General features: G+C 71.4%; 24 protein-coding genes. 9 read left to right on the top strand and 15 right to left on the bottom strand.

The genetic code is table 11. The features are described from left to right. Nucleotides 1–49: 49 nt before the first annotated feature. Nucleotides 50–829, top strand: a complete 780-nt coding sequence (locus J7E96_RS01970) for an MBL fold metallo-hydrolase (protein WP_215126722.1) — start codon at nt 50–52, stop codon at nt 827–829. Next, a complete protein-coding gene (locus J7E96_RS01965) occupies nt 826–1440 on the top strand; it encodes a DedA family protein (protein WP_374196629.1) in 615 nt (204 codons plus the stop codon). The genes J7E96_RS01970 and J7E96_RS01965 overlap by 4 nt, the downstream gene beginning before the upstream one ends. On the opposite strand, the gene J7E96_RS01960 is transcribed toward J7E96_RS01965, so the two are convergent. The 4 genes from J7E96_RS01960 to J7E96_RS01945 all read right to left on the bottom strand — a co-directional run bounded on the left by J7E96_RS01960 (nt 1441) and on the right by J7E96_RS01945 (nt 5944). Continuing rightward, nucleotides 1441–2499 (bottom strand): MBL fold metallo-hydrolase, encoded by a 1059-nt coding sequence (locus J7E96_RS01960; protein ID WP_215126720.1) that lies wholly within the window; start codon nt 2497–2499, stop codon nt 1441–1443. It abuts the gene before it with no gap. Between the two features lie 57 nt (nt 2500–2556). Next, nucleotides 2557–3786 (bottom strand): aminotransferase class I/II-fold pyridoxal phosphate-dependent enzyme, encoded by a 1230-nt coding sequence (locus J7E96_RS01955; RefSeq protein WP_215126719.1) that lies wholly within the window; start codon nt 3784–3786, stop codon nt 2557–2559. 210 nt (nt 3787–3996) lie between these two features. Beyond that, entirely contained in the window at nt 3997–5226 is a 1230-nt protein-coding gene (locus tag J7E96_RS01950) for a sulfite oxidase (protein ID WP_215126717.1), read from the bottom strand. 55 nt (nt 5227–5281) lie between these two features. After that, nucleotides 5282–5944 (bottom strand): ANTAR domain-containing protein, encoded by a 663-nt coding sequence (locus tag J7E96_RS01945; protein WP_308295801.1) that lies wholly within the window; start codon nt 5942–5944, stop codon nt 5282–5284. Nucleotides 5945–6064: 120 nt separating this feature from the next. Between J7E96_RS01945 and J7E96_RS01940 the strand changes: the two genes are divergently transcribed. Then, on the top strand, nt 6065–7282 hold the full coding sequence (locus tag J7E96_RS01940; protein ID WP_215126713.1) for a PAS domain-containing protein: 1218 nt from the start codon (nt 6065–6067) through the stop codon (nt 7280–7282). Here J7E96_RS01940 and J7E96_RS01935 read toward each other — a convergent pair. Then, nucleotides 7230–8024: an RNA polymerase sigma factor SigF gene (locus J7E96_RS01935; RefSeq protein ID WP_215126711.1), complete on the bottom strand. Its 795-nt coding sequence runs from the start codon at nt 8022–8024 to the stop codon at nt 7230–7232. The genes J7E96_RS01940 and J7E96_RS01935 overlap by 53 nt on opposite strands. 296 nt (nt 8025–8320) lie before the next feature. On the opposite strand from J7E96_RS01935, the gene J7E96_RS01930 reads away from it, so the two are divergent. Next, on the top strand, nt 8321–10126 hold the full coding sequence (locus J7E96_RS01930) for a thiamine pyrophosphate-requiring protein (RefSeq protein ID WP_215126709.1): 1806 nt from the start codon (nt 8321–8323) through the stop codon (nt 10124–10126). Nucleotides 10127–10130: 4 nt separating this feature from the next. Here the strand turns inward: J7E96_RS01930 and J7E96_RS01925 are convergent, their stop codons facing one another. Further along, on the bottom strand, nt 10131–10289 hold the full coding sequence (locus tag J7E96_RS01925; protein WP_215126707.1) for a hypothetical protein: 159 nt from the start codon (nt 10287–10289) through the stop codon (nt 10131–10133). Nucleotides 10290–10607: 318 nt separating this feature from the next. On the opposite strand from J7E96_RS01925, the gene J7E96_RS01920 reads away from it, so the two are divergent. Further along, nucleotides 10608–11045 (top strand): CBS domain-containing protein, encoded by a 438-nt coding sequence (locus J7E96_RS01920; RefSeq protein WP_215126705.1) that lies wholly within the window; start codon nt 10608–10610, stop codon nt 11043–11045. A 54-nt stretch (nt 11046–11099) separates the two neighbouring features. Further along, the gene (locus J7E96_RS01915) at nt 11100–11645 is read left to right on the top strand and encodes a type 1 glutamine amidotransferase domain-containing protein (protein WP_215126703.1); all 546 of its coding nucleotides are present in this window, start codon (nt 11100–11102) and stop codon (nt 11643–11645) included. 21 nt (nt 11646–11666) lie between these two features. On the opposite strand, the gene J7E96_RS01910 is transcribed toward J7E96_RS01915, so the two are convergent. Then, on the bottom strand, nt 11667–12251 hold the full coding sequence (locus tag J7E96_RS01910) for a TIGR03086 family metal-binding protein (protein ID WP_374196628.1): 585 nt from the start codon (nt 12249–12251) through the stop codon (nt 11667–11669). 55 nt (nt 12252–12306) lie between these two features. On the opposite strand from J7E96_RS01910, the gene J7E96_RS01905 reads away from it, so the two are divergent. Both J7E96_RS01905 and J7E96_RS01900 read left to right on the top strand, forming a co-directional pair. Beyond that, entirely contained in the window at nt 12307–13458 is a 1152-nt protein-coding gene (locus J7E96_RS01905; RefSeq protein ID WP_215126701.1) for a Vms1/Ankzf1 family peptidyl-tRNA hydrolase, read from the top strand. A gap of 110 nt (nt 13459–13568) precedes the next feature. Further along, on the top strand, nt 13569–15089 hold the full coding sequence (locus J7E96_RS01900; RefSeq protein WP_215126699.1) for a bifunctional phosphatase PAP2/diacylglycerol kinase family protein: 1521 nt from the start codon (nt 13569–13571) through the stop codon (nt 15087–15089). On the opposite strand, the gene J7E96_RS01895 is transcribed toward J7E96_RS01900, so the two are convergent. After that, complete coding sequence (locus J7E96_RS01895; protein ID WP_308295800.1) at nt 15061–16002, bottom strand: cation diffusion facilitator family transporter; 942 nt, start codon at nt 16000–16002, stop codon at nt 15061–15063. The two genes, J7E96_RS01900 and J7E96_RS01895, sit on opposite strands and share 29 nt — an antisense overlap. A 78-nt stretch (nt 16003–16080) precedes the next feature. Between J7E96_RS01895 and J7E96_RS01890 the strand changes: the two genes are divergently transcribed. Further along, nucleotides 16081–16251 carry a hydrophobic protein gene (locus J7E96_RS01890; RefSeq protein WP_215126697.1) on the top strand — a complete coding sequence of 57 codons (171 nt, stop codon included), beginning with the start codon at nt 16081–16083 and terminating at the stop codon, nt 16249–16251. A gap of 65 nt (nt 16252–16316) precedes the next feature. Here the strand turns inward: J7E96_RS01890 and J7E96_RS01885 are convergent, their stop codons facing one another. Genes J7E96_RS01885 through J7E96_RS01855 form a run of 7 tightly spaced genes read right to left on the bottom strand, consistent with a single transcriptional unit; the run spans nt 16317 to nt 19426 of the window. Next, on the bottom strand, nt 16317–16631 hold the full coding sequence (locus J7E96_RS01885; RefSeq protein WP_215126695.1) for a gas vesicle protein K: 315 nt from the start codon (nt 16629–16631) through the stop codon (nt 16317–16319). Next, complete coding sequence (locus J7E96_RS01880; protein WP_215126693.1) at nt 16628–16849, bottom strand: gas vesicle protein; 222 nt, start codon at nt 16847–16849, stop codon at nt 16628–16630. Before J7E96_RS01880 ends, J7E96_RS01885 begins: the two co-directional genes overlap by 4 nt. After that, nucleotides 16846–17649 carry a GvpL/GvpF family gas vesicle protein gene (locus tag J7E96_RS01875; protein WP_215126691.1) on the bottom strand — a complete coding sequence of 268 codons (804 nt, stop codon included), beginning with the start codon at nt 17647–17649 and terminating at the stop codon, nt 16846–16848. Before J7E96_RS01875 ends, J7E96_RS01880 begins: the two co-directional genes overlap by 4 nt. Beyond that, on the bottom strand, nt 17646–17987 hold the full coding sequence (locus J7E96_RS01870; RefSeq protein WP_215126689.1) for a gas vesicle protein: 342 nt from the start codon (nt 17985–17987) through the stop codon (nt 17646–17648). The genes J7E96_RS01875 and J7E96_RS01870 overlap by 4 nt, the downstream gene beginning before the upstream one ends. Nucleotides 17988–18006: 19 nt before the next feature. Further along, entirely contained in the window at nt 18007–18243 is a 237-nt protein-coding gene (locus J7E96_RS01865; RefSeq protein ID WP_214973464.1) for a gas vesicle protein GvpG, read from the bottom strand. Between the two features lie 35 nt (nt 18244–18278). After that, entirely contained in the window at nt 18279–18995 is a 717-nt protein-coding gene (locus tag J7E96_RS01860) for a GvpL/GvpF family gas vesicle protein (protein ID WP_215126687.1), read from the bottom strand. Continuing rightward, the gene (locus J7E96_RS01855) at nt 18992–19426 is read right to left on the bottom strand and encodes a gas vesicle structural protein GvpA (RefSeq protein ID WP_215126685.1); all 435 of its coding nucleotides are present in this window, start codon (nt 19424–19426) and stop codon (nt 18992–18994) included. The genes J7E96_RS01860 and J7E96_RS01855 overlap by 4 nt, the downstream gene beginning before the upstream one ends. Nucleotides 19427–19491: the final 65 nt, after the last annotated feature.

The raw sequence follows: 19491 nt of genomic DNA, 5'->3' as shown, positions 1-19491 counted from the left end.
GCCTACGCTCGTACAGGGGGCGCCCCCGGCGACGACGAGGAGGCCGTACGTGACGGTGGAGATCACCTGGTGGGGTCACGCCACCTGCACCGTCGCGGACTCCGGGGCCCGGGTGCTGACCGATCCGCTCTTCACGCGGCGCCTGGCCCATCTGCGCCGCAGGCGCGGTGCGCTGCCGCCGCCCGAGGCCGCCGAGGCCGACGCCGTGCTCGTCTCGCACCTGCACAACGACCATCTGCACCTGCCGTCGCTGGGCCGCCTCGCGCCCGGCACCGCACTGATCGTGCCGCGCGGCGCCCCGCGGGCCGTGCCCGGCCTGCGCAGGCTCTCCGGGCAGGGGCTGCGCGTCACGGAGGTGGAGCCCGGCGACGAGGTACGGGTGAAGGATCTGGTCGTACGGGCGGTTCCGGCGCTGCACGACGGGCGGCGGCTGCCGTTCGGGCCGCACCACGCCCCCGCGCTCGGATACGTCGTCACCGGTGAGGCCCGTACGTACTTCGCCGGGGACACCGGGCTCTTCGACGACATGGCCGACGCCGTGGGGCCCGTCGACGTCGCTCTGCTGCCGGTCGGCGGCTGGGGGCCCTTCCTGGGGCACGGGCATCTGGACGCGCGCCGGGCGGCGCAGGCGCTCGCGCGGATCGTTCCGCGCGCGGCCGTGCCGGTGCACTACGGGACGTACTGGCCGATCGGGATGGACGGGGTCAGGCCGCACGAGTTCCACTCGCCGGGCGACGAGTTCGTACGGCAGGCGGCGCGGCTCGCACCGGGCGTGGCGGTGCACCGGCTCGGGCACGGCGAGAGTGTCCGGCCGGAGGCCTGCCGGTGATCGACGCCACGCTGATACAGACAGTGCCCCCGGAGTCGGCGCAGCAGGCGGTCGGCTATCCGGCGCTGTTCGTGCTGGTGGTGCTGGGATCGCTGGTGCCGGTGGTGCCCACGGGGGCGCTGGTGAGTACAGCCGCCGTGGTGGCCTTCCACCACAGCGACCCGCTCGCTCTGCTGGTCGTCTTCGCGCTGGCGTCGTGCGCCGCGTTTCTCGGCGACATAGGTCTGTACTGGCTCGGCCTGCGCGGAGTTCGTTCGAAGAACGGCTCACGCCGGCTGGAGGCACTGCGGGCCCGAGCCGCACCCGACCGCCTCGATCGGGCGCGGCGCGGACTCCACGAGCACGGGTCTCGGGTGCTGGTGCTCTCCCGGCTCGTGCCGGCCGGCCGGATTCCGGTGATGGTCGCGTGCCTGCTGTCGAAGATGCCGATGCACCGCTTCGCGCGGGGCGACGTACCGGCGTGCCTCGCCTGGGCGGCGGCGTACCAGCTGATCGGCATCCTCGGCGGCTCGCTCTTCCCCGAGCCGTGGCAGGGCGTGGTGGCGGCGGTGGCGCTGACGCTGCTGATCAGCGGGGCGCCGGCGGTGTGGCGGCGGCTGCGGGGCGCGTAGCTACACGCCCAGTACGCGCGAGCCGCCGATCGGCAGGTCCCACAGCCGCTCGCGTACCCGCCCCGCCTTCTGCCAGGCCGTTCGTACCCGGGTCAGCGGCTCCAGGACCGGCTCGGCCGAGAGCACGAACGTCCCCCAGTGCATCGGGGCCATCCGCGCCGCGCCGAGATCCTCGCACGCCTGCACGGCCTCCTCCGGATCCGCGTGTACGTCGCTGAGCCACCAGCGGGGGTCGTACGCGCCGATGGGGAGCAGCGCCAGGTCGATGCCGGGGTAGCGGGTGCCGATCTCGTTGAACCAGTGGCCGTAGCCGGTGTCGCCGGCGAAGTACAGCCGCTGCCCGTAGCCCTGTTGGTCGCTGATCACCCAACCGCCCCACAGGGAGCGGCAGGTGTCGGTGAGGGAGCGCTTGCTCCAGTGGTGGGCGGGGACGAAGTCGAAGCGGACGCCGCCCAGTTCGGCGCCCTCCCACCAGTCGAGCTCGGTGACCCGGGTGAAGCCGCGGCGCCGGCACCAGCGGGCCAGGCCGGCCGGGACGAAGAGCGGCGTGTCGTGCGGGAGGCGCTTGAGGGTGGGGACGTCGAGGTGGTCGTAGTGGTTGTGGCTGATGACCACGGCGTCGATCTGCGGCAGGTCCTCCCAGCGGACGCCGACGGGCGTGACGCGGGCGGGCGTACCGAGGATCTTCTGTGACCAGACGGGGTCGGTGAGGATGGTGAGCCCGCCTATGCGTACGACCCAACTGGCGTGGCCCGCCCAGGTGACGGCGAGGGTGGAGACGTCGGCGGCGGGCAGTGGGGCGGGTTCGTAGGGCACGAGTGCGATGTCACGCAGGCCCTCGGGGCCCGGGCGCAGGGCGCCTTCGCGGGCGAGTCTGGCGAAGGCCTTGACGCCGGGGAGCGGGGTGGTGAGGCGGTCGGCGAACGACCGGGGCCAGGTGCGGATTTCACCGAGGGGACGGGGCGGAGCGAGCGTGCCGGGAGCGACGATGAAGCGTTCTGCCTGCAACTCGGTCTGCGGGTCGGTCTGCTCCTCGGTCTGCTGCTGCGTCTCCGTCATCGAGGGGGCTCCGTTCGGTGGCGTAAGGCGTAAGGCGTGCGGCGTGGGGCGATGTGATCAGGCGTCGGGTCGGCGAAGTTCGTCGAAGGCCGTTACGAACGTGCTCAACGCTCGGGCCACGTGAGGCAATTCCAGGGGTTGTACTGACGTGAGTGACTCCAGACGCTGCTCGGGGGTTGCCCCGAGCAGCGGAGCAGTCGCGATGCGCACGCGCAGCGTGGCCATTTCGTCGCCGAAGCGGTGTCCGCCGGGTACGGGTGCGCCGAGCCGTGCGCTCAAGTAGCCCTCCAGCTCCAGGGAGTCGGTGACCTCGCGGGCGGCGAGGCCGGCGCGCAGCGGTCCGAGGTCGGCGTACAGGTGCCGGCCGGCATGCGGCGGGCGGGCGAGCGCGCCGGACGCGAGGACCGCGCGGTGCGCGGCGGCGGCGACGCGTGCGTGGAGTGCGGCGGCGGTCCGGAGCCTGACGGCGACCGGCTCCGGCTCGCCGAGCGCGTACGTCGCCGCCTCGGCGACGGGCCCCGGCACGACGGCGCCGATGGCGGTCAGCAGGTCGAGGGTCCTGGCGTGCAGTGCGGCGCCCTGTGCGGTGAGGGGGCAGCGGGCGACGGCGACGGGCCAGCTCTCCGGCGTGTACGCCCCGGCCAGGTCGGCCAGGACCGTCACCTGGCCGGGGAACATCTCGGCGGGGCTGACGAACACCGTCTCCTGCGGCCGGTGCAGGGTGTCGCCCCAGGTCTCGTCGCTGATGATGTGCAGGCCCTCGGAGACCGCCGCCTCGCAGACCTCGTGCAGGAGTTCGGGCGGGGGGACGGTGGCGGTCGGGTCGTCGGGTACGCAGAGCAGGAGGAGGCGCGGGTCACCGCCCTCGTCGCGGACCCGTCGTACGGTCTCGAGCAGCGCGAACGGATCGGGTACGCCGCCGCACTCGGCCGGGGTGGGCACGTGGTAGGAGGCGCGGCCGAGCATGGTGGCCTGCGGCACCCACCAGGCGGGGCAGGGCCGGGGCAGCATGACGTCGCCGCCGACGGCCGCCATCAGGGCGAACAGCAGCGGCTGGGCGCCGGAGGCGGCGGCGACGCACCGCGCCTCGACGTGCAGCCCGCGCCGCCACCAGTACGCGGCGGCGGCCCCTCGCAGGGCGGGCCCGCCGCCGGGGGGCTCGGCGTGGGTGCGGCCGGCCGCGGCGGCGAGGACGGCGGACAATTCCGGCAGTACGGGTAGGCCGGGGCTGGGGGCGGGCGGCCCGTACCGGACCTGGCCGCGCCCTTCCTCGCCCGTCCGCTGCATGCGGTCACCTCCACGCCGATCGGCTCGCCGCCCTGTATACGGTTATACGGGCGGTTATCGCCCACCGCTTCCGGGCGCCCCCCACCTGGGCCGCCGCCCAGCCCCCGGTCTTCAATCGCCGGACGGGCTTGTTTTCGCCTCGCGACCGGATGCCGCCGGAGGGCCACGGTCTCCAGCCCGCACCGGAACATCTGGCGCAAGCCGGAAATCTCACCGCACGGTGACCCGGTGGCGGACGACGGCGTCGAACAGGTAGCCCTGGGTGTTGTGCACCGACGTCGGTGGCTGCGTGTTGCCCGCGGTGTCCGTCGCACGGGCCAGGAGTTCCGCCGGCCCCGCATGGCGCGGGCGCCAGTCGGCCGACCAGCGCACCCAGCTGTCCCGGTGCGGCGTGTCGCGGAGCTTCGCGGGGCGCCAGTGCGCCCCGCCGTCCGTGCTGACCTCCACCCTCCGCACGGCCCCGGCCGCCGACCAGGAGCGGCCGGTCAGGTGGTGGATCCGGCCCGCCTCGAAGACCGCCCCTTCCGCTAACTCGAACGTACTTTTGATCGTCTGCCGGGTGAGCGGAACACTGCCCTCCGGCGGATACGCCTCGCCGAACAGCCGGTAGAACTGCGTGGTCCACGGCGAGGACAGCGGCGTGTCGCTCACCTCGATGTCGGCGAGCCACTTGACCGACGCGATCCCGACCCAGGAGGGAGCGACAACCCGTACCGGGAAGCCGTGGTCGTACGGGAGAGGTTCGCCGTTCATCTCGTACGCCAGGATCACGTCGTTCATGGCCTTGGCGACCGGGAGCGGTTTGCGCGGCCTGCCGAGGTTGACACCGCCGGCGACGAAGTCGTCGTCCAGGCCGCGCGGCATGACGTCGACCGCGCGGTCGGTGATGCCGGCGAGCCGCAGTACGTCCGCCAGCCGCACCCCGCGCCAGCGCGCGACGCCGATCGCGCCGAGGGTCCAGGGGGTGCCGATGACGGGCTGTCCCTGCTGGGTGTCGAAGTAGTTGCGGCCGTTGCCCGCGCATTCGAGGAAGGCGGTGCGGGTGACCGGGGGCAGGGAGCGCAGTTGCCCGTACGTGAAATCGGCCCGGCGGCCGCCGCCGAGCCCGCTCCCCCACACCGTCAGCTTCCAGTCCGACTCGCCGAGCCGCGGTGTGGACGTGTGGTTGCGTACGAAGAAGCGGTCGGCGGGGGTGAGCCGGCCGGTCCCGGCGAAAGCGCTGACATTCGTTTCGGCGTTGGTGCCGCGGATCGTGAACAGTTCCGGCGGCAGCGGTTTCACGATGCCGGGCACGCCGCCGGGCGACACAGCGGCCGCAGCCGGCCCGGCGGCGGCCCACTGCGCGGCGGCCGGGCCCGCGGCGAGCAGTTTCAGCACATCACGGCGGCCCACTTGGCCGAGTCTGGAGCGGTCGGGCCCAGGGGTCGTCGCAGTGCTCATCGCGGAACTCCTCACACGTCCGTCTGGAGAAGACGAGAAGACAGGGACGGTGATCCTAGAGGCGTCCCGCAAGCCGGGCCAGAGTGCTTTCCAGGCCACGTCCCTTGCCCTCGACGACCGCTTCCGCGACCTCCGCCAGCTTGCGGTTCGTCCGCTGCGAGATCTGCCGCAGCACCGCGAAAGCCTCCTCGCCGTCGCAGCGCAGCACATGCATCACGATGCCGCTGGCCTGGTCGATGGCGGCGCGCGAGTGCAGCGCCGTCTCCAGCTGCTCCACCTCGGTAAGGGCCTCGCGGTAGCGCCGGTCGCGGACCAGGCCGGCGGTCATCTGCTCGCCGAGGACGCCCACCGGGCCGTACGCCGCGCGCTCCAGGGAGCCGGGGCGGAAACTGTAGAGACTGACGGTGACTTCGATGCCGTCGCGGCAGAAGGGGATGGTCACGCTGGCCCGTACGCCGGAGTCAAGCGCCAGGGCCCGGTACTGGGGCCACCGTTCCTCGTTCAGCAGGTCTTCCGTGTCCACGGGTTCGCCACGGTCGAGCGCGGTCGGGATCGGTCCTTCGCCCACGGCGAGCTGGACCGCTGCCAAGGCGTCCAGGTCGGGATGGGTCGCCGTGGTGCGCCGCTCGGGGCCCCCGTCGGTGATCGTCGCCACGGCGCCGCAGCTGGCGGGGGCGCAGCGTGCGGACTGTTCCGCCAGCTCGGACAGCCGGCGCACAGCTGAATCGGGTTCCGGTCCTTGTACTTCCCGCTCGGAGAGCATGCTGGCGTCCTCCCTTCCTTCTGCGGCTTCCCCCCTCCCTGTCCGCAAAACCGCTGGACCGGTTAGCTTTCTCGTATGACGCAGACGGACGACTTCGGCGCGGAGCTGGCGGATTTCGTCAGACGGGTCGGCGAATTGAGGACAGCCCGCGCCCTGCCGCCCGACGAGCACCTCGCCGTCCTGGATGCGGCGCTCTTCGAACTCCGGCACGTGGCCGACACCTTGTGGCCCCGGTACGAGCAACTGAAAGCAGCCGCCCCGAACGCCTCCTCCCCCGACCGGCAGGAGCGACAGGAACGGCAGCTGCTCAAGGCCCTGTTCCAGCGGCTGCCGCTGCCGGTGGCCCTGGTGGACAGGGACACCGTCGTACGGCGGATGAACTTCGCCGCGACGGGTCTCACCGGCGTACGCGCCGGATATGCGACGGGCCGCCCGCTGGCGGCGCTGCTGAGCCCCGGGGACCGGGCCGCGTTCCGTTCGCAGGCCGCGGCCGTGGCGCGCGGCGAGGGTGACCGGAGCCTGACCGTCCACCTCCAGCAGCGACCGGAGGAACGGCTGCTGACCACCCTGACCCCGCTGCGCCCGCCGGACGAGCTGCATCCAGCGGTGCTCGTCGTCTTCCAGTCCGGGGTCTCCACCGGCGCGTATCCGCCTCCGGGGGCCGTCGCGGCGGGCCGGCGGGCCGTGCCGGATTTGTCCGAGACGACCCGGCACGCGGAGCTTCTCGACCTGGTCGACGCGATGACGACCGAGCTGCTGTCCGTCGCGCCCGGGGACCAGGAGGCGGCTCTGGGGGCCGCGGCGCGGACCCTGCACGGACGGTTCGCCGACTGGGTCGTCGCCGACATCGTCGCCGGGAAGCCGCTCAAGCGCACGCTGGTGCTCGGCCCCGACGCCGCACCGGGCGACGAGGCGCTCGCCCAGGTGCTGGCCGGGCAGGACCCGGCCGACTGCCCGCTGGTGATGGAGGCCGCGCGCGGCGGCTCCGCGAGCCTCCAGGTGCGGCCGGAGGACACGGACGGCTTCGGCCGCGACCCGGCGGGCGATCCGGTGCTCGTACGGGCGGACGTCACCTCACTGCTGTGCGTGCCGCTGACGGCGCCGGGTCTCGACGGTGCCGGGGCCGGAGCCCCCGGGCCCGTACAGGGGGTGCTCACCCTGTTCCGTACGGGTGCCCGGCGGGCGTTCTCCATGGCGGAGGGCCAGGTCATGGACCTGATGTCACGCCATGCCGGGCTCGCTATGCGGCGTCCCGCAGAGCCTCGTCGCGCAGGCGGGTACAGCAGCGGCTGATCAGCCGGGAAACGTGCATCTGGGAGAGTCCGAGGTCCTCGGCGATGCTGCTCTGCGTCATGTCGCGGAAGAAGCGCATGTAGAGGATCTTCTTCTCGCGGTCGGGAAGCCGGTTGAGGGCCGGCTTGACGGCCTCGCGGTCGACGACGACGTCGAGCGCGCCGTCGGGTCCGCCGAGGGCGTCGCTGAGTGAGTAGCCGTCGCCCGACCCCGGCAGCTGTGCGTCCAGGGACAGCGCGGTGAAGGAGTCGAGCGCCTCCAGCCCGTTGAGGGCTTCCTCCTCGGTCATGCCGGCCTTCTCGGCGATCTCCGCGACGGTGGGAGCGCGGCCCGACACGGTCGCGGACAGCTCCTGACTGGCGGCGCGGACGCGGTTGCGGAGATCCTGGACGCGGCGCGGCACGTGGAGCGTCCACATGTGGTCGCGGAAGTGCCGCTTGATCTCGCCGGTGATGGTCGGCACGGCGTAGCTCTCGAAGGCCGAGCCGTGGTCCGGGTCGTACCGGTCGACGGCCTTGACCAGGCCGAGCGCGGCCACCTGGCGAAGGTCTTCGATGGCCTCGCCGCGGTTGCGGAACCGGCCCGCGAGCCGGTCGGCCATGGGCAGCCACGCGTTCACGATCTCCTGGCGTACGGCGTCCCGTTCCTCACCCTCGGGCATGGCGCACAGGCGGCGGAAGGCCTCGGTGGTGTCGGGGGCGTCGTTGTGCGGGTGCGTCCTGCGAACGGTGGTGGTACGCATCTTCGTTGCAACTCCCTGAACGGTGCAGACGGCGGACGGATGTCACCGTGGGGAGGGCTTGCCGGGGCACCGGGACGTGACACGCCCGGAGCGCGAACCACCGCTCCCACGGACGTGCCTCCAGTCCGAAGCACATGGGGCTCGTGCCCCGCCTCCCGTACGCCAAACGGGTCAGGTTCGCCGGTGGCCGGTTTCCATCACCGCGTCCCTGGTACTCGGCACAGTGCTGTCTTTAACCGGCTTCACCGCACAACCGCACACACGCACGCATCGCACGCACCCCTGGAGGCCTTCATATGAGCACCGACGTCGCCGACCGGATCCTGTCGCGCCTGCGCGAGTGGGGAGTCGAGTGCGTGTTCGGCTATCCGGGTGACGGCATCAACGGCTTGCTGGCGGCCTGGGGGCGCGCCGACGACCAGCCGCGTTTCATCCAGTCCCGGCACGAGGAGATGTCCGCGTTCCAGGCGGTCGGATACGCGAAGTTCGGGAACCGGCTCGGGGTGTGCGCCGCGACGTCGGGTCCCGGGGCGATCCACCTCCTCAATGGCCTGTACGACGCCAAGCTCGACCATGTGCCGGTGCTGGCCATCGTCGGGCAGACCGCGCGCAGCGCCATGGGCGGCTCGTACCAGCAGGAGGTCGATCTGCACTCACTGTTCAAGGACGTCGCCTCCGACTTCGTGGAGACGGTGACCGTGCCGGAGCAATTGCCGAACGTACTGGACCGGGCGATCCGTACGGCGTACGCCCGGCGCTGTCCCACAGCGGTCATCGTGCCGGCGGACGTGCAGGAGCTGGAGTACACCCCGCCGCCGCACGCCTTCAAGATGGTCCCCTCCAGCCTGGACCGCAGCAGCTGGACCGCGATGCCCTCGCCGGACACGCTGCGGCGGGCGGCGGACGTGCTCAACGCCGGCGACAAGGTGGCGATCCTGGCCGGTCAGGGCGCTGCGGGGGCGCGGGCCGAGGTCCAGGAGATCGCGGAGCTGCTGGGGGCGGGCGTCGCGAAGGCGCTGCTCGGCAAGGACGTGCTGTCCGACGAGCTGCCGTACGTCACGGGCTCGATCGGGCTGCTGGGCACTCGTCCGTCGTACGAGATGATGCGGGACTGCGACACGCTGCTGACGATCGGCTCCAGCTTCCCGTACTCCCAGTTCCTGCCGGAGTTCGGCAAGGCGCGGGCCGTGCAGATCGACATCGATCCGCACATGATCGGGATGCGCTATCCGTACGAGGTGAACCTGGTCGGCGACGCGCGGGCGACGCTGCGCGAGCTGATCCCGCTGCTGCGGCGCCAGGAGTCGCGGGACTGGTTCGACGAGATCTGCGCGGGCGTCGAGCGGTGGACGGAGGTCATGGAGCGGCGGGCCGCGCTGTCCGCCGATCCGGTCAATCCGGAACAGGTGGCGGCGGAGCTGTCCCGGCTGCTGCCGGACCACGCGATGCTGGCGGCCGACTCGGGCTCGGCCACCAACTGGTTCGCGCGCCACGTGCGGCTGCGCGGCGACATGCGGGCGTCGCTGTCGGGGACGCTGGCGACGATGGGGTGCGGTGTGCCGTACGCGATCGGGGCGAAGTTCGCGCATCCGAACCGTCCCGCGATCGCGCTCGTCGGCGACGGGGCGATGCAGATGAACGGCATGGCGGAGCTGATCTCCGTCGCGAAGTACCGGCACCTGTGGGATGACCCGCGGCTGATCGTGGCCGTCTGGAACAACCGGGACCTGAACCAGGTGACCTGGGAGCTGCGGGCGATGGGCGGCGCCCCGTCCTTCCTGCCGTCGCAGTCGATCCCCGATGTGCCGTACGCGGAGTTCGCCGAGTCGATCGGCCTCACCGGGATCCGGGTGGAGAAGCCGGAGCAGGTGGAGAGCGCGTGGCGGACCGCGCTGGAGGCGGACCGGCCGGTCGTACTGGACTTCGTGACCGACCCGTCGGTGCCGCCGATCCCGCCGCACGCGACGTGGGACCAGATCGAGGCGACGGCGTCGGCGCTTTTGAAGGGCGACGCGGAGGGGGCCGCGGTGATGAAGCGGGGCCTGAAGTCGAAGCTCCAGGAGTTCCTGCCGGGCAGCCCCCGGCACGGCGCGGACGACTGAGTCCTCAGCGTGTCCGGCGATGGCGGTTGCCCCTCGCCTTCGCCGGCAATTCCGCCGGCGATTCCGTCGGCAATATGAATTCTTCGTAGCGGCCGAGCGCGATGATCACGCCCAGCATGAGAACCGGCATGAGTACCGGGATCAGGACGGTTAAGCCCACCATTGGCTCTGTCCTTCCTTGGGACGGCCTGCGTGCCGGGTGACCAGCACAGCGGTGCGCAAACCCGGAAGCCGCCGAAAGCCGCCGGAAGCAGGAACGAACACTCCGGGCGCGGCCCGCGCCGCCGCCGTTCGAAGCGGTGCGGGCCGCGCCCGGAGACTCATCCCTTTTCCCATGGCCGCTCAGCCGCGCACCGAGTCCCCCGTCACTCGCGGCTCAAACACCCCACGTCGCCGGATGTTTGCCCCCCACGCGACGGGTACCCGCGCCGGTAGCCAACAGCCGGCCAACAGCGCGAGTGAAGAGATGAGGCGGACAGCCATGGCCCAGTTCGTGAGGGAAGTGATGACAGCGGGCGTCGCAGCCGTACGGCCCGATGCCTCGCTCGTGGAAGCGGCGCAGCTGATGCGCGCGCAGGACATCGGTGATGTGCTGGTAGCGCAGGACAACCAGCTGATCGGTGTGCTCACCGACCGGGACATCGCGTTGCGCGCGGTCGCGGACGGCGTCGATCCCCTCACCGTCAACGCCCAGTCCGTATGCACCCCGGCGCCGGTGTGCATCGGCCCGGACGACGAGGTGTCGACAGCCGTAGCCCTGATGCGGCAGCACGCGATCAGGCGGCTCCCCGTCATCGAGGACGGCCGGCCGCTCGGTGTGGTGAGTATCGGCGACCTCGCGGAGTTCCAGGACCCGCAGTCGGCACTCGCCGACATCAGCCGGGCCGCACCCAGCCCGGGACCGTGGACCGGCGCCTGAGGCACCGACAGCACACGCAACACGCGCAGCACAGCGTTCAAGGGAAGGAGCACAATGCGGATCGCGTTTCTCGTGGCGCCCCAGGGCGTCGAGCAGGTCGAACTCACCGAGCCCTGGCAGGCGGTGACCGACACCGGTGACACACCCCGGCTGGTCTCCACGAAGCCGGGCAGCGTCCAGGCCTTCAACCACCTCGACAAGGCGGACACCTTCCCCGTCGACCAGGTGGTCGGCGACGCGTCGGTCGAGGAGTACGGCGGCCTGGTACTCCCCGGAGGCGTCGCCAACCCGGACTTCCTGCGCATGGACGACAAGGCCGTGGCGTTCGTACGCGCCTTCTTCGACGCGGGCAAGCCGGTCGCGTCGATCTGCCACGGCCCCTGGACGCTCGTCGAGGCGGACGTCGTGCGCGGCAGGACCCTGACCTCGTGGCCGAGTCTGCGTACGGACATCCGCAACGCGGGCGGCACCTGGGTCGACGAGCAGGTGAAGGTCTGCGACGCGGCCCCCGCCACGCTGATCACCAGCCGCAAGCCCGACGACCTCAAGGCGTTCTGCACGACCTTCACGGAGGAGTTCGCGCGCGCTTCCAGGCCCTAGCCGAGCCCCGGCCGTCAGTCGTCAGACGCGGCGCCCCAGCAGAGCGAGCAGCTTGGTCTGTACGTCGGCTCCGGGGGGCGGCTCCACCGGAGCGGCGAACAGACCGCTCTTCTCCAGGTCGGCGGAGTACGGTCCCACTTCACGCACCGTGAAGTTCACGAGGTCCTCGGGCAGCCGCTCGTCGGCCCCGATCGCCCGCGCCAGGTCCCACGCGTGCACCACCAGGTCGGACACCATCTGCGCGCAGTACGCCGCGCAGGTGGCCTGACCGTACGACAGCTCCACGGTCCTCTCCAGCGCCCCCGGCGCCGCGAAGGCCTCGCGCGCGTCGGCGGCCGCGCGGTCCCAGACGGCCACCGGGTCGTCGCCCAGCACATCGCCCTCGATGTCGACCTCCTCGGTCGTGCGCTGCTCGGTCACCAGCGGGGGTACCCACAGCTGTTCCACGGTCACGTGGTTGACGAGGTCGCGCACCGACCAGTCGGTGCAGGGGGTCGGTGCCTGCCACTGGTTCTCGCGTACGGCGTGCACGTGGCCGCCGAAGAGAGCGAGCGCTTCGCTGTGGCGGGTGAGGAGCGGGTTGAGGTTCGAGTCCATGGTGTTCATGCTTCACCTTCGGGTACCCGCCGTGCACGTCCCACCAGACATCCCGGAGGGAGCAATGGACCTCTCATTCCTCACCCCACTGTACGAACGCGCCGGCCCGTGGGCCTCGGTCTACGCCGATACCTCCACCATCGACGAGTCCACTCCCGAACGGCGCGAGCTCCACGCCCGCCAGGCCTGCCGCGACCTGCTGGAACAGGGAGCCGACGAGGCGACGGGTTACGCCGTGTACGACGCCCTGGCCTCGTACACCCACGGCGCGGCGCCCGCGGGCCGCGCCGTCTTCGCGCACGGCGGCGAAGTGGTGCTGGACCCGCCGCTGGCGATCCGCCCGCCGGCCCCCGTGACCAGCTGGTCCGTGCTGCCGCGGGTCGGCCCGCTGCTCGGTCTCGCGGGCGAGGAACCGGTCTGCCTGGTCGCGTACATCGATCGCAAGGGTGCCGACTTCGAGCTGCGCACCACCCTGGGCAGCCGTCCCGCCGGGCAGATCCACGGCGAGGAGTGGCCGCTGCACCGCACCGCGAGCGACGACTGGTCCGAGCGCCACTTCCAGCTGAAGGTCGAGAACACCTGGGAGCAGAACGCCCGCGACATCGCCGAGGCGCTGAGTGCCTGTCAGGAGGAGACCCGCGCGGGGCTGGTGGTCCTGGCGGGCGACGAGCGTGAGCGGCGCGCCGTGCACGACGCGCTTCCACTGAGGCTCCAGCCCCTGACCATCGAGACGCACCACGGCGGCCGGTCGGCCGGGGCGGACTCCCGGCTGCTGGACGAGGACGTGGAACGAGCCAGGCAGGAGCACGCGCTCAGGCACGCCGCCGCCGAGCTGGAGCGCTTCCGCGCCGCGCGCAACCCGTCGGCGGACGGCGGCATCGTCGTCGCGGCCGAAGGGGTGCCCGCGCTCGTGGACGCGGCGCGCGAGCACCGGATCTCGGAACTGCTGGTGGACCCCGACGGGCCCGACGCCGCCCGCGAGGTGTGGGTGGGCGACGAGCCGGACCAGCTGGCGGTGCGCCGTACGGACGCGCGCTACCTGAGTGAGCGCGAGCCGCACACCGCCCGCGCCGACGATGCGCTGCTGCGCTCGGCCGCCATGACCGGCGCCGAGGCGGTCATGGTCCCGCCGGCGGGCGACGACGCCCCGGACATCGCCCGCCCCGCGGGCGGGCTGGGGGCGCTGCTGCGATGGTCGCGGCCGGACGGGACATAACCGGCGCTATTGGCCTGGCGCCGGTCCTTTAAACCTGCCGGAGGGGCTGAATTCGGCAGCCGGACTCCGCTGCCGGATTCGGGAGGCACTTTGGCGGGTAGTCGCGTGCCATGCCTTCCGCACACGCAGCACACACGCATGTCCCGCCCCAGGTGCCGGGCCGGATCGCCGCCTGGCTGAGCGCCCGTGACCGGGCGCTCTTCCACGGCGTGGCGACCCACCACTGGCCGGGCGCGGACCGCGTCCTGCCGCGCCTGAGCCACGGGGCGAACCACGGTCTGCTGTGGTTCGGTACGGCCGCCGCGATCGCGGCCCTCGGCGGCAGCACCCGCGCCCGCCGGGCCGCCGTGCGCGGAGTCGCCTCACTCGCGCTGGCGTCTGTCACCGTCAACACCATCGGGAAGCGTTCGGTACGCCGGACAAGGCCCGGCCTGGACCCCGTGCCGTTGATCCGGCAGCTCAAGCGCCAGCCCATCACCACCTCCTTCCCCTCCGGCCACTCGGCCTCCGCCGCGGCCTTCGCGACGGGTGTCGCGCTGGAGTCCAGGGGGTGGGGTGCGGTCGTGGCGCCGGTCGCGGCGTCGGTGGCCTTCTCCCGCATCTACACGGGCGCGCATTATCCGAGCGATGTACTGGTCGGGGCGGCCCTGGGGATAGGAGCGGCGTTCGCGGTGCGCGGGATCGTACCGACGCGGGACCAGATCCCCGTCCCCGGGAGGCCGTACACCGAAGCCCCCGCGCTGCCCGGCGGCAAGGACCTGATCGTCGTGGTCAACAAACGGTCGGGTTCGGCCGCGGCCAGGGCGGCGCTTGTACGGGACGCGCTGCCGCTCGCCCACGTCGTCGAGTGCGAGCCCGACGAACTGTCGGCGGAGCTGGACAAGGCGGCGCAGCAGGGCCGGGCGCTCGGTATCTGCGGCGGGGACGGCACGGTCAACCAGGCCGCGGTCGTCGCCGTCCGTCACGGGGTGCCGCTCGCCGTGTTCCCCGGCGGCACGCTGAATCATTTCGCGTACGACCTGGGCATCGAGGAAGTCCACGACACCTGCCGGGCCCTGGCGTCCGGCGACGCGGTCAAGGTGGACCTGGGCCGGTTCACGCCCGGCCCCGGTCCGGGCGGCGAGCCGGGTCATTTCCTCAACACCTTCAGCCTGGGCGTCTATCCCGAGCTGGTACGGGTCAGGGAACGCTGGGCCCCGCGCATCGGCGGCTGGCCCGCCGGCGTACTGGCGGCCGCCGAAGTGCTGCGCGGCGAGCGGCCGCTGGAAGCCAACATCGGAGAGCACAAGGGGCGTCGGCGCGCGCTGTGGATGCTGTTCGCGGGCAACGGCATGTACCAGCGCTTCGGCGCGGCCCCCGGCCGGCGTCTCGACCTGGCCGACGGGCTGCTCGACGTACGCGTGGTGCACGGCGGGCGGCTGCCGGGCCTGCGGCTGCTGGCGGCGGCGCTGGCGGGCCCGCTGAGCCGCTCCCCCGTGCATGCGGCCCAGCGGCTGCGCAGGGTCTGGATCTCGGATCTCGCGCCGGGCACGCTGCTCGCGTACGACGGTGAAGTGGCGCAGGCTCCGCGGGAGTTGGTCATCGACAAGCTCGGCGAGGCGCTCACCGTGTACCGCCCGCTTGCTCAGTAGAGACCTCGGAAGGGGCCTCGGTGACGTCGAGAAAGACGTGGTCGGCTCGCGGCCAGGTCTTTTTCACGGTGCGTTTGATGCGTACGCAGACGAGCTCCACCTCCTCGCTGTCCAGGCCGGGCATCAGGTCGACGCGGGCGGCCACCAGGAGGGAGTCGAGTCCCAGCTGCATCGTCAGCAGCTCGTCGACGTTGTCGATCTCCGGCTGGGCCTCGATGAGCGCGCTGATGCGTCCGCGCAGTTCGGGGTCGGCGGCCTCACCGATGAGCTGCGTCATGGCGTCCCGGCCGAGCCGGTAGGCGACGTACACGAGAAGCAGGCCGATGGAGAAGGACGCGACCGCTTCGTAGACGACGTCCCCGGTCACCATGTGGAGCACCATGCCGGCCGCGGCGAGCAGCACTCCGACGACGGCGGTGCCGTCCTCGGCGACGACCGTGCGCAGGGCCGGATCGCGCCCGATGCCGGTGCCGGGCTGGCGCCGCGCCTGGTAGAGGGCGCGGGCCAGGGAGGCCCCCTCGGCCAGGAGGGCGACACCGAGGACGGCGAGCCCGGCGACGTAACCGGTGTACGAATCCTTGCCGGTGGCACCGCCGACTGCTTCGAAGCCCTGCAAGAAGGAGAAGCAGCCGCCCATGATGAAGATGCCCACGGCGGCGAGCAGGGCCCAGAAGTAACGTTCCTTGCCGTACCCGAAGGGGTGCTTCCGGTCCGCCGGGCGGCGGCTGCGGTGCAGGGACGCGAGCAGGAATACCTCGTTGAGGCTGTCCGCGACGGAGTGCGCGGCCTCGGAGAGCAGGGCGGGCGATCCCGATACCAGTCCGCCGACTGTTTTGGCGGCGGCGATGACGAGATTGGCGGCGAGCGCCACCAGGACGGTAATCCGGGTCTTGCGGTCGGGCTTTCCGGTCACATCAACTCTCAGGGTATTCAGCGCGTTCGGTGTATGGGGACGAAATCCGGGAACTCGCGTATTCAGGAGGTGCACATAATGGTTCCCATCCTGCTGGTTCTACTTCTCGCACTGGTTCTCTTCGGTGCCGGATTCGCGGTGAAGGTTCTCTGGTATATCGCCATCGCGGTCCTGGTCATCTGGCTTCTGGGATTCCTGATGCGAAGCACATCGGCCACGGGTGGCAGGTCCCGCTGGTATCGATGGTAGGAGAGGCAATAGAAGCGGGGCGGCGGCCTGCGGGCCGCCGCCCCGCTTCTGTTTGCCTCTGTTTCCTATTCACCTCGGGGCAGCAGTGGCCCCAACGGCCCGAGGTCGATATTGAGATCCTCGGGTTCGAGGCCGAAGCGGGTGCGCAGCACGTCCATCCGGTCCTCCAGGAGCATCAGCGTCATGCCGATCCGCTCCTCCTGCTCCTCGCTGAGGTCCCCGGTCTCCACGCGGCGCAGCGCCTGGCGTTCCATCAGCTGGCGCAGCAGCTCCACGACCGTCAGGACGAGCTTGACGAGATCGCGTTCGACGGTGTCGGCGTCGAGCTCCACCCGTCGGCGGCCTTCAGCGGTGGCTTCAGCGGTGGCTTCGGTGGTCATGCGGACTCCTCCTCCTCGAACGGGGACGGTACGTCGACGTTGACGGAGCTGATGAGGGCGTTGAGGTCGACACGTACGAGATCGACGTCGGCGATACGGAGGGTCAGGTCGCCGCTGATCACGACTCCGCCGGCCAGCAGCCGGTCCAGCAGGTCGACGAGGGCGAGTTGACGCTGGGCGAGGGGCGACGCGGTGTCGGGCCGCTGCGGCGTCGTCATGGTCCGGCTGTCTCTTCCTGCCCTGCTTGCCCCGCTTGCTCCGCTTGCCCCGCGAAGGAGTACGGGGCCCAGGGGCCCGTGAGTTCCACTCGTACGCCCGGCTCCTCCGGCGTGAGCCGGCCGACCTCCGTCACGAAGTCCTCGCCGCGCTCGCGCGGCACCAGGTACGCCGCGTTGAGGATGTTCTGCCCCGGCGTCTCGGAGAGCCGGGAGTCCTGCGGGCGGTGCAGGACACCGGCCTCCGCGCACAGGGAGAGTTCCGCGTGCAGCGTGCGTGACAGGGTCTCGGCGCGTTCCCATACGCTCTCCCGCGCCTGACGGCGATTGAGGCGCCGGCGCAGGTAGTCACGGCCGGTCGCGGGGGCTTGCACCTGCGGCACCTCGGCCGGCTCCGGCTCCGGCTCGGGATCGGCGTACACCTTGACGCCCCACTCGACCCGCCCTTCCAGCCGCTCCAGCGTCTGTACGAAGCGGTCGTGCCCCGCGTCGAGCAGTCTGCGTACGCCGCTGTCGTCGACGCACACGGTGGCCAGGCGCAGCGGCACGGGGCAGGTGACGGCCGTCAGGGCGCCGACGACGGCCTCGTGCGTGCGGGCGGTGGCGGAGAGCCAGTCGAGGTTCTCCAAGTGCCGCTTGAGCGGCGCCTCGGCGAAGTCCTCGGCCGGCACCGGGCTGACCACGGCGACGAGGTCGCCGTGGTGCAGCAGCCGGGGTGGCTCCCCGTCGAGGCCGCGCACACCTTCCGGGGGGACGCCGTCGAAGGGCCGGGTGACCGCGTATACGTAGCGCAGTTCGTTCATGCCGGGCCCTCGCGCTCTTCGAGAGCGGGCGACGACGTCGCCTCCAGATCGGCGATGCGCCGCTGCAACCGCTCGTTCTCCTCGGCCAGTTCACGGCGACGGGCGCCGGAGGAAAGAGACGGGTCGTCCTCCCACCAGTCGATGCCCATTTCTTTCGCCTTGTCGACGGAGGCGACGATGAGGCGCAGTTTGATGGTGAGGAGTTCGATGTCGAGGAGATTTATCTTGATATCTCCGGCGATGACGACGCCCTTGTCCAGTACGCGCTCAAGAATGTCCGCGAGATTCGCGCTTCCATTGGAGGCGTACGGGTCGGGAAGTCTGTTCGGCGTCGTCATCGGCGGCCCGGGCTTCTGTTCATGTCGTGGGGTTCCTCTTCTCCAGCCGGTCGAGGAGTTCGTCCTCCCGGCGGTCAAATTCGGCCTCGTCGATCTCTCCCGCTTCGAGCCGGCGCTCCAGGAGGGACAGTTCGCGTTGGATGGCCGACGGGTCGTAGTACTGCCGCTCCGCCTCCGCGACCACCTGCCGCAGCACCCAGCCGGTGCCGCGGACAGGGGCCACGGGCAGGAGCAGCAGCTCTCCCAGGAGTCCCATAGCTGCTCCGCTCTCACTTCTCCGTCATTTGTCCGTCACTCCACGAAGCTGTACGGCGGCAGCGGGCCGTTCACCTGGAGCACGAGATGGGGGTGCTCCTTGCGCAACGCGTCCACCGCCTCCACGAACTCCGCGGTGCGGTCGCGGTCGACGAGGAAGGAGACATTCGCCAGCCAGCCGCTGCTGTCCGGTCCGGGGCTGACGGCTCCCGCCGCCGCCTCCAGAGCCTGGCGCACCAGTTCGCCGTCGCGCCGTTCGCGGGCCTGCACGGCGGCCACCACGCGCTCGCCGAGCCGCAGCTTCTGTTCGTACGTTCCGCCGCCTGCCGCCCTGTTGGCTTCGTTGAGCGCGCGCAGTTCGGCGTCGTCCGCCAGCACCTGGTGCAGGACGGCCTCCTCGTCGTGCGTGGCCTTCACGTTGTACTCGACCTTGTGGTCGAGCGCGTCGAGCCGCTCCAGGTAGTGCTTCTCGCGTTCGGCGAGCACCGTGCGTACGGACTCGTCGTCGGCCGACAGGCTTCCGAAGCGCATCGGCAGCACGGCGCCCTCGGCGCCGGCGTTCGCGAGCACGGTCTGGTGGGCCAGCAGATCGCGGCGCTTGGGCCTGAGATCCTCGGGGGCGTCACTCACGAGGGCGGTCAGTTCGCCGGTCCTGAGGGTGCGTACGGGCATCGGCGGGTCGCCGACTCCGTTCGTCGGCTCGGGGAGTTCGGGGTGGTTGGCGCGTGCGATGCCGTAGACGTACGTACTCACTCCTGCTCCTCCTTCCGGCGGGAAGCGGCGGTGCCGCGCCGGGAGCTCGACTTCGGCTCCGGCTCTTCGTCACCGCCGCCACGGGCCTGCTTGAACGCGCCCGAGATGGTCTCGGCGGCTCCGGACAGCGCGCCCTTGGACTTGCCGCGGGCGCCGGACTCGGTGATGTCGCCGACGATCTCGGGGAGTCCGGGGCTCTTGTTGGCGCCGGTTTCGAGGTCGAGGCGGTTACAGGCTTCGGCGAAGCGCAGGTACGTGTCGACGCTCGCCACCACGACCCGGATGTCGATCTTGAGGATTTCGATGCCGACCAGGGAGACACGTACGAACGCGTCGATGACGAGTCCCCGGTCGAGGACGAGTTCGAGGACGTCGTAGAGGCCGCTGGTACCGCCGCCGCCTCCGCCTTGCTGTGCCGGGACTACGGTCATGCCGACCGGCCCTCCTTAGGGTTGGTTCGTATTGGATTGCCCATGTTTGTCTTTGATTGGTGAGG

Origin of the sequence: Streptomyces sp. ISL-96 (genome assembly GCF_018614035.1) — a bacterium.
Lineage (GTDB): Bacteria > Actinomycetota > Actinomycetes > Streptomycetales > Streptomycetaceae > Streptomyces.
The sequence above is the reverse complement of the archived record's forward strand: the minus strand, read 5'-3'. Positions and strand labels throughout refer to the sequence as shown.

Coding starts and splice junctions, on each gene's coding strand:
- J7E96_RS01920 (WP_215126705.1), top strand. CDS start 10,608: ATGGCCCAGTTCGTGAGGGAAGTGATGACAGCGGGCGTCGCAGCCGTA.
- J7E96_RS01930 (WP_215126709.1), top strand. CDS start 8,321: ATGAGCACCGACGTCGCCGACCGGATCCTGTCGCGCCTGCGCGAGTGG.
- J7E96_RS01855 (WP_215126685.1), bottom strand. CDS start 19,426: ATGACCGTAGTCCCGGCACAGCAAGGCGGAGGCGGCGGCGGTACCAGC.
- J7E96_RS01915 (WP_215126703.1), top strand. CDS start 11,100: ATGCGGATCGCGTTTCTCGTGGCGCCCCAGGGCGTCGAGCAGGTCGAA.
- J7E96_RS01940 (WP_215126713.1), top strand. CDS start 6,065: ATGACGCAGACGGACGACTTCGGCGCGGAGCTGGCGGATTTCGTCAGA.
- J7E96_RS01960 (WP_215126720.1), bottom strand. CDS start 2,499: ATGACGGAGACGCAGCAGCAGACCGAGGAGCAGACCGACCCGCAGACC.
- J7E96_RS01880 (WP_215126693.1), bottom strand. CDS start 16,849: ATGACGACGCCGCAGCGGCCCGACACCGCGTCGCCCCTCGCCCAGCGT.
- J7E96_RS01885 (WP_215126695.1), bottom strand. CDS start 16,631: ATGACCACCGAAGCCACCGCTGAAGCCACCGCTGAAGGCCGCCGACGG.
- J7E96_RS01925 (WP_215126707.1), bottom strand. CDS start 10,289: ATGGTGGGCTTAACCGTCCTGATCCCGGTACTCATGCCGGTTCTCATG.
- J7E96_RS01950 (WP_215126717.1), bottom strand. CDS start 5,226: ATGAGCACTGCGACGACCCCTGGGCCCGACCGCTCCAGACTCGGCCAA.
- J7E96_RS01900 (WP_215126699.1), top strand. CDS start 13,569: ATGCCTTCCGCACACGCAGCACACACGCATGTCCCGCCCCAGGTGCCG.
- J7E96_RS01865 (WP_214973464.1), bottom strand. CDS start 18,243: ATGGGACTCCTGGGAGAGCTGCTGCTCCTGCCCGTGGCCCCTGTCCGC.
- J7E96_RS01905 (WP_215126701.1), top strand. CDS start 12,307: ATGGACCTCTCATTCCTCACCCCACTGTACGAACGCGCCGGCCCGTGG.
- J7E96_RS01875 (WP_215126691.1), bottom strand. CDS start 17,649: ATGAACGAACTGCGCTACGTATACGCGGTCACCCGGCCCTTCGACGGC.
- J7E96_RS01890 (WP_215126697.1), top strand. CDS start 16,081: ATGGTTCCCATCCTGCTGGTTCTACTTCTCGCACTGGTTCTCTTCGGT.
- J7E96_RS01910 (WP_374196628.1), bottom strand. CDS start 12,251: ATGAACACCATGGACTCGAACCTCAACCCGCTCCTCACCCGCCACAGC.
- J7E96_RS01955 (WP_215126719.1), bottom strand. CDS start 3,786: ATGCAGCGGACGGGCGAGGAAGGGCGCGGCCAGGTCCGGTACGGGCCG.
- J7E96_RS01870 (WP_215126689.1), bottom strand. CDS start 17,987: ATGACGACGCCGAACAGACTTCCCGACCCGTACGCCTCCAATGGAAGC.
- J7E96_RS01935 (WP_215126711.1), bottom strand. CDS start 8,024: ATGCGTACCACCACCGTTCGCAGGACGCACCCGCACAACGACGCCCCC.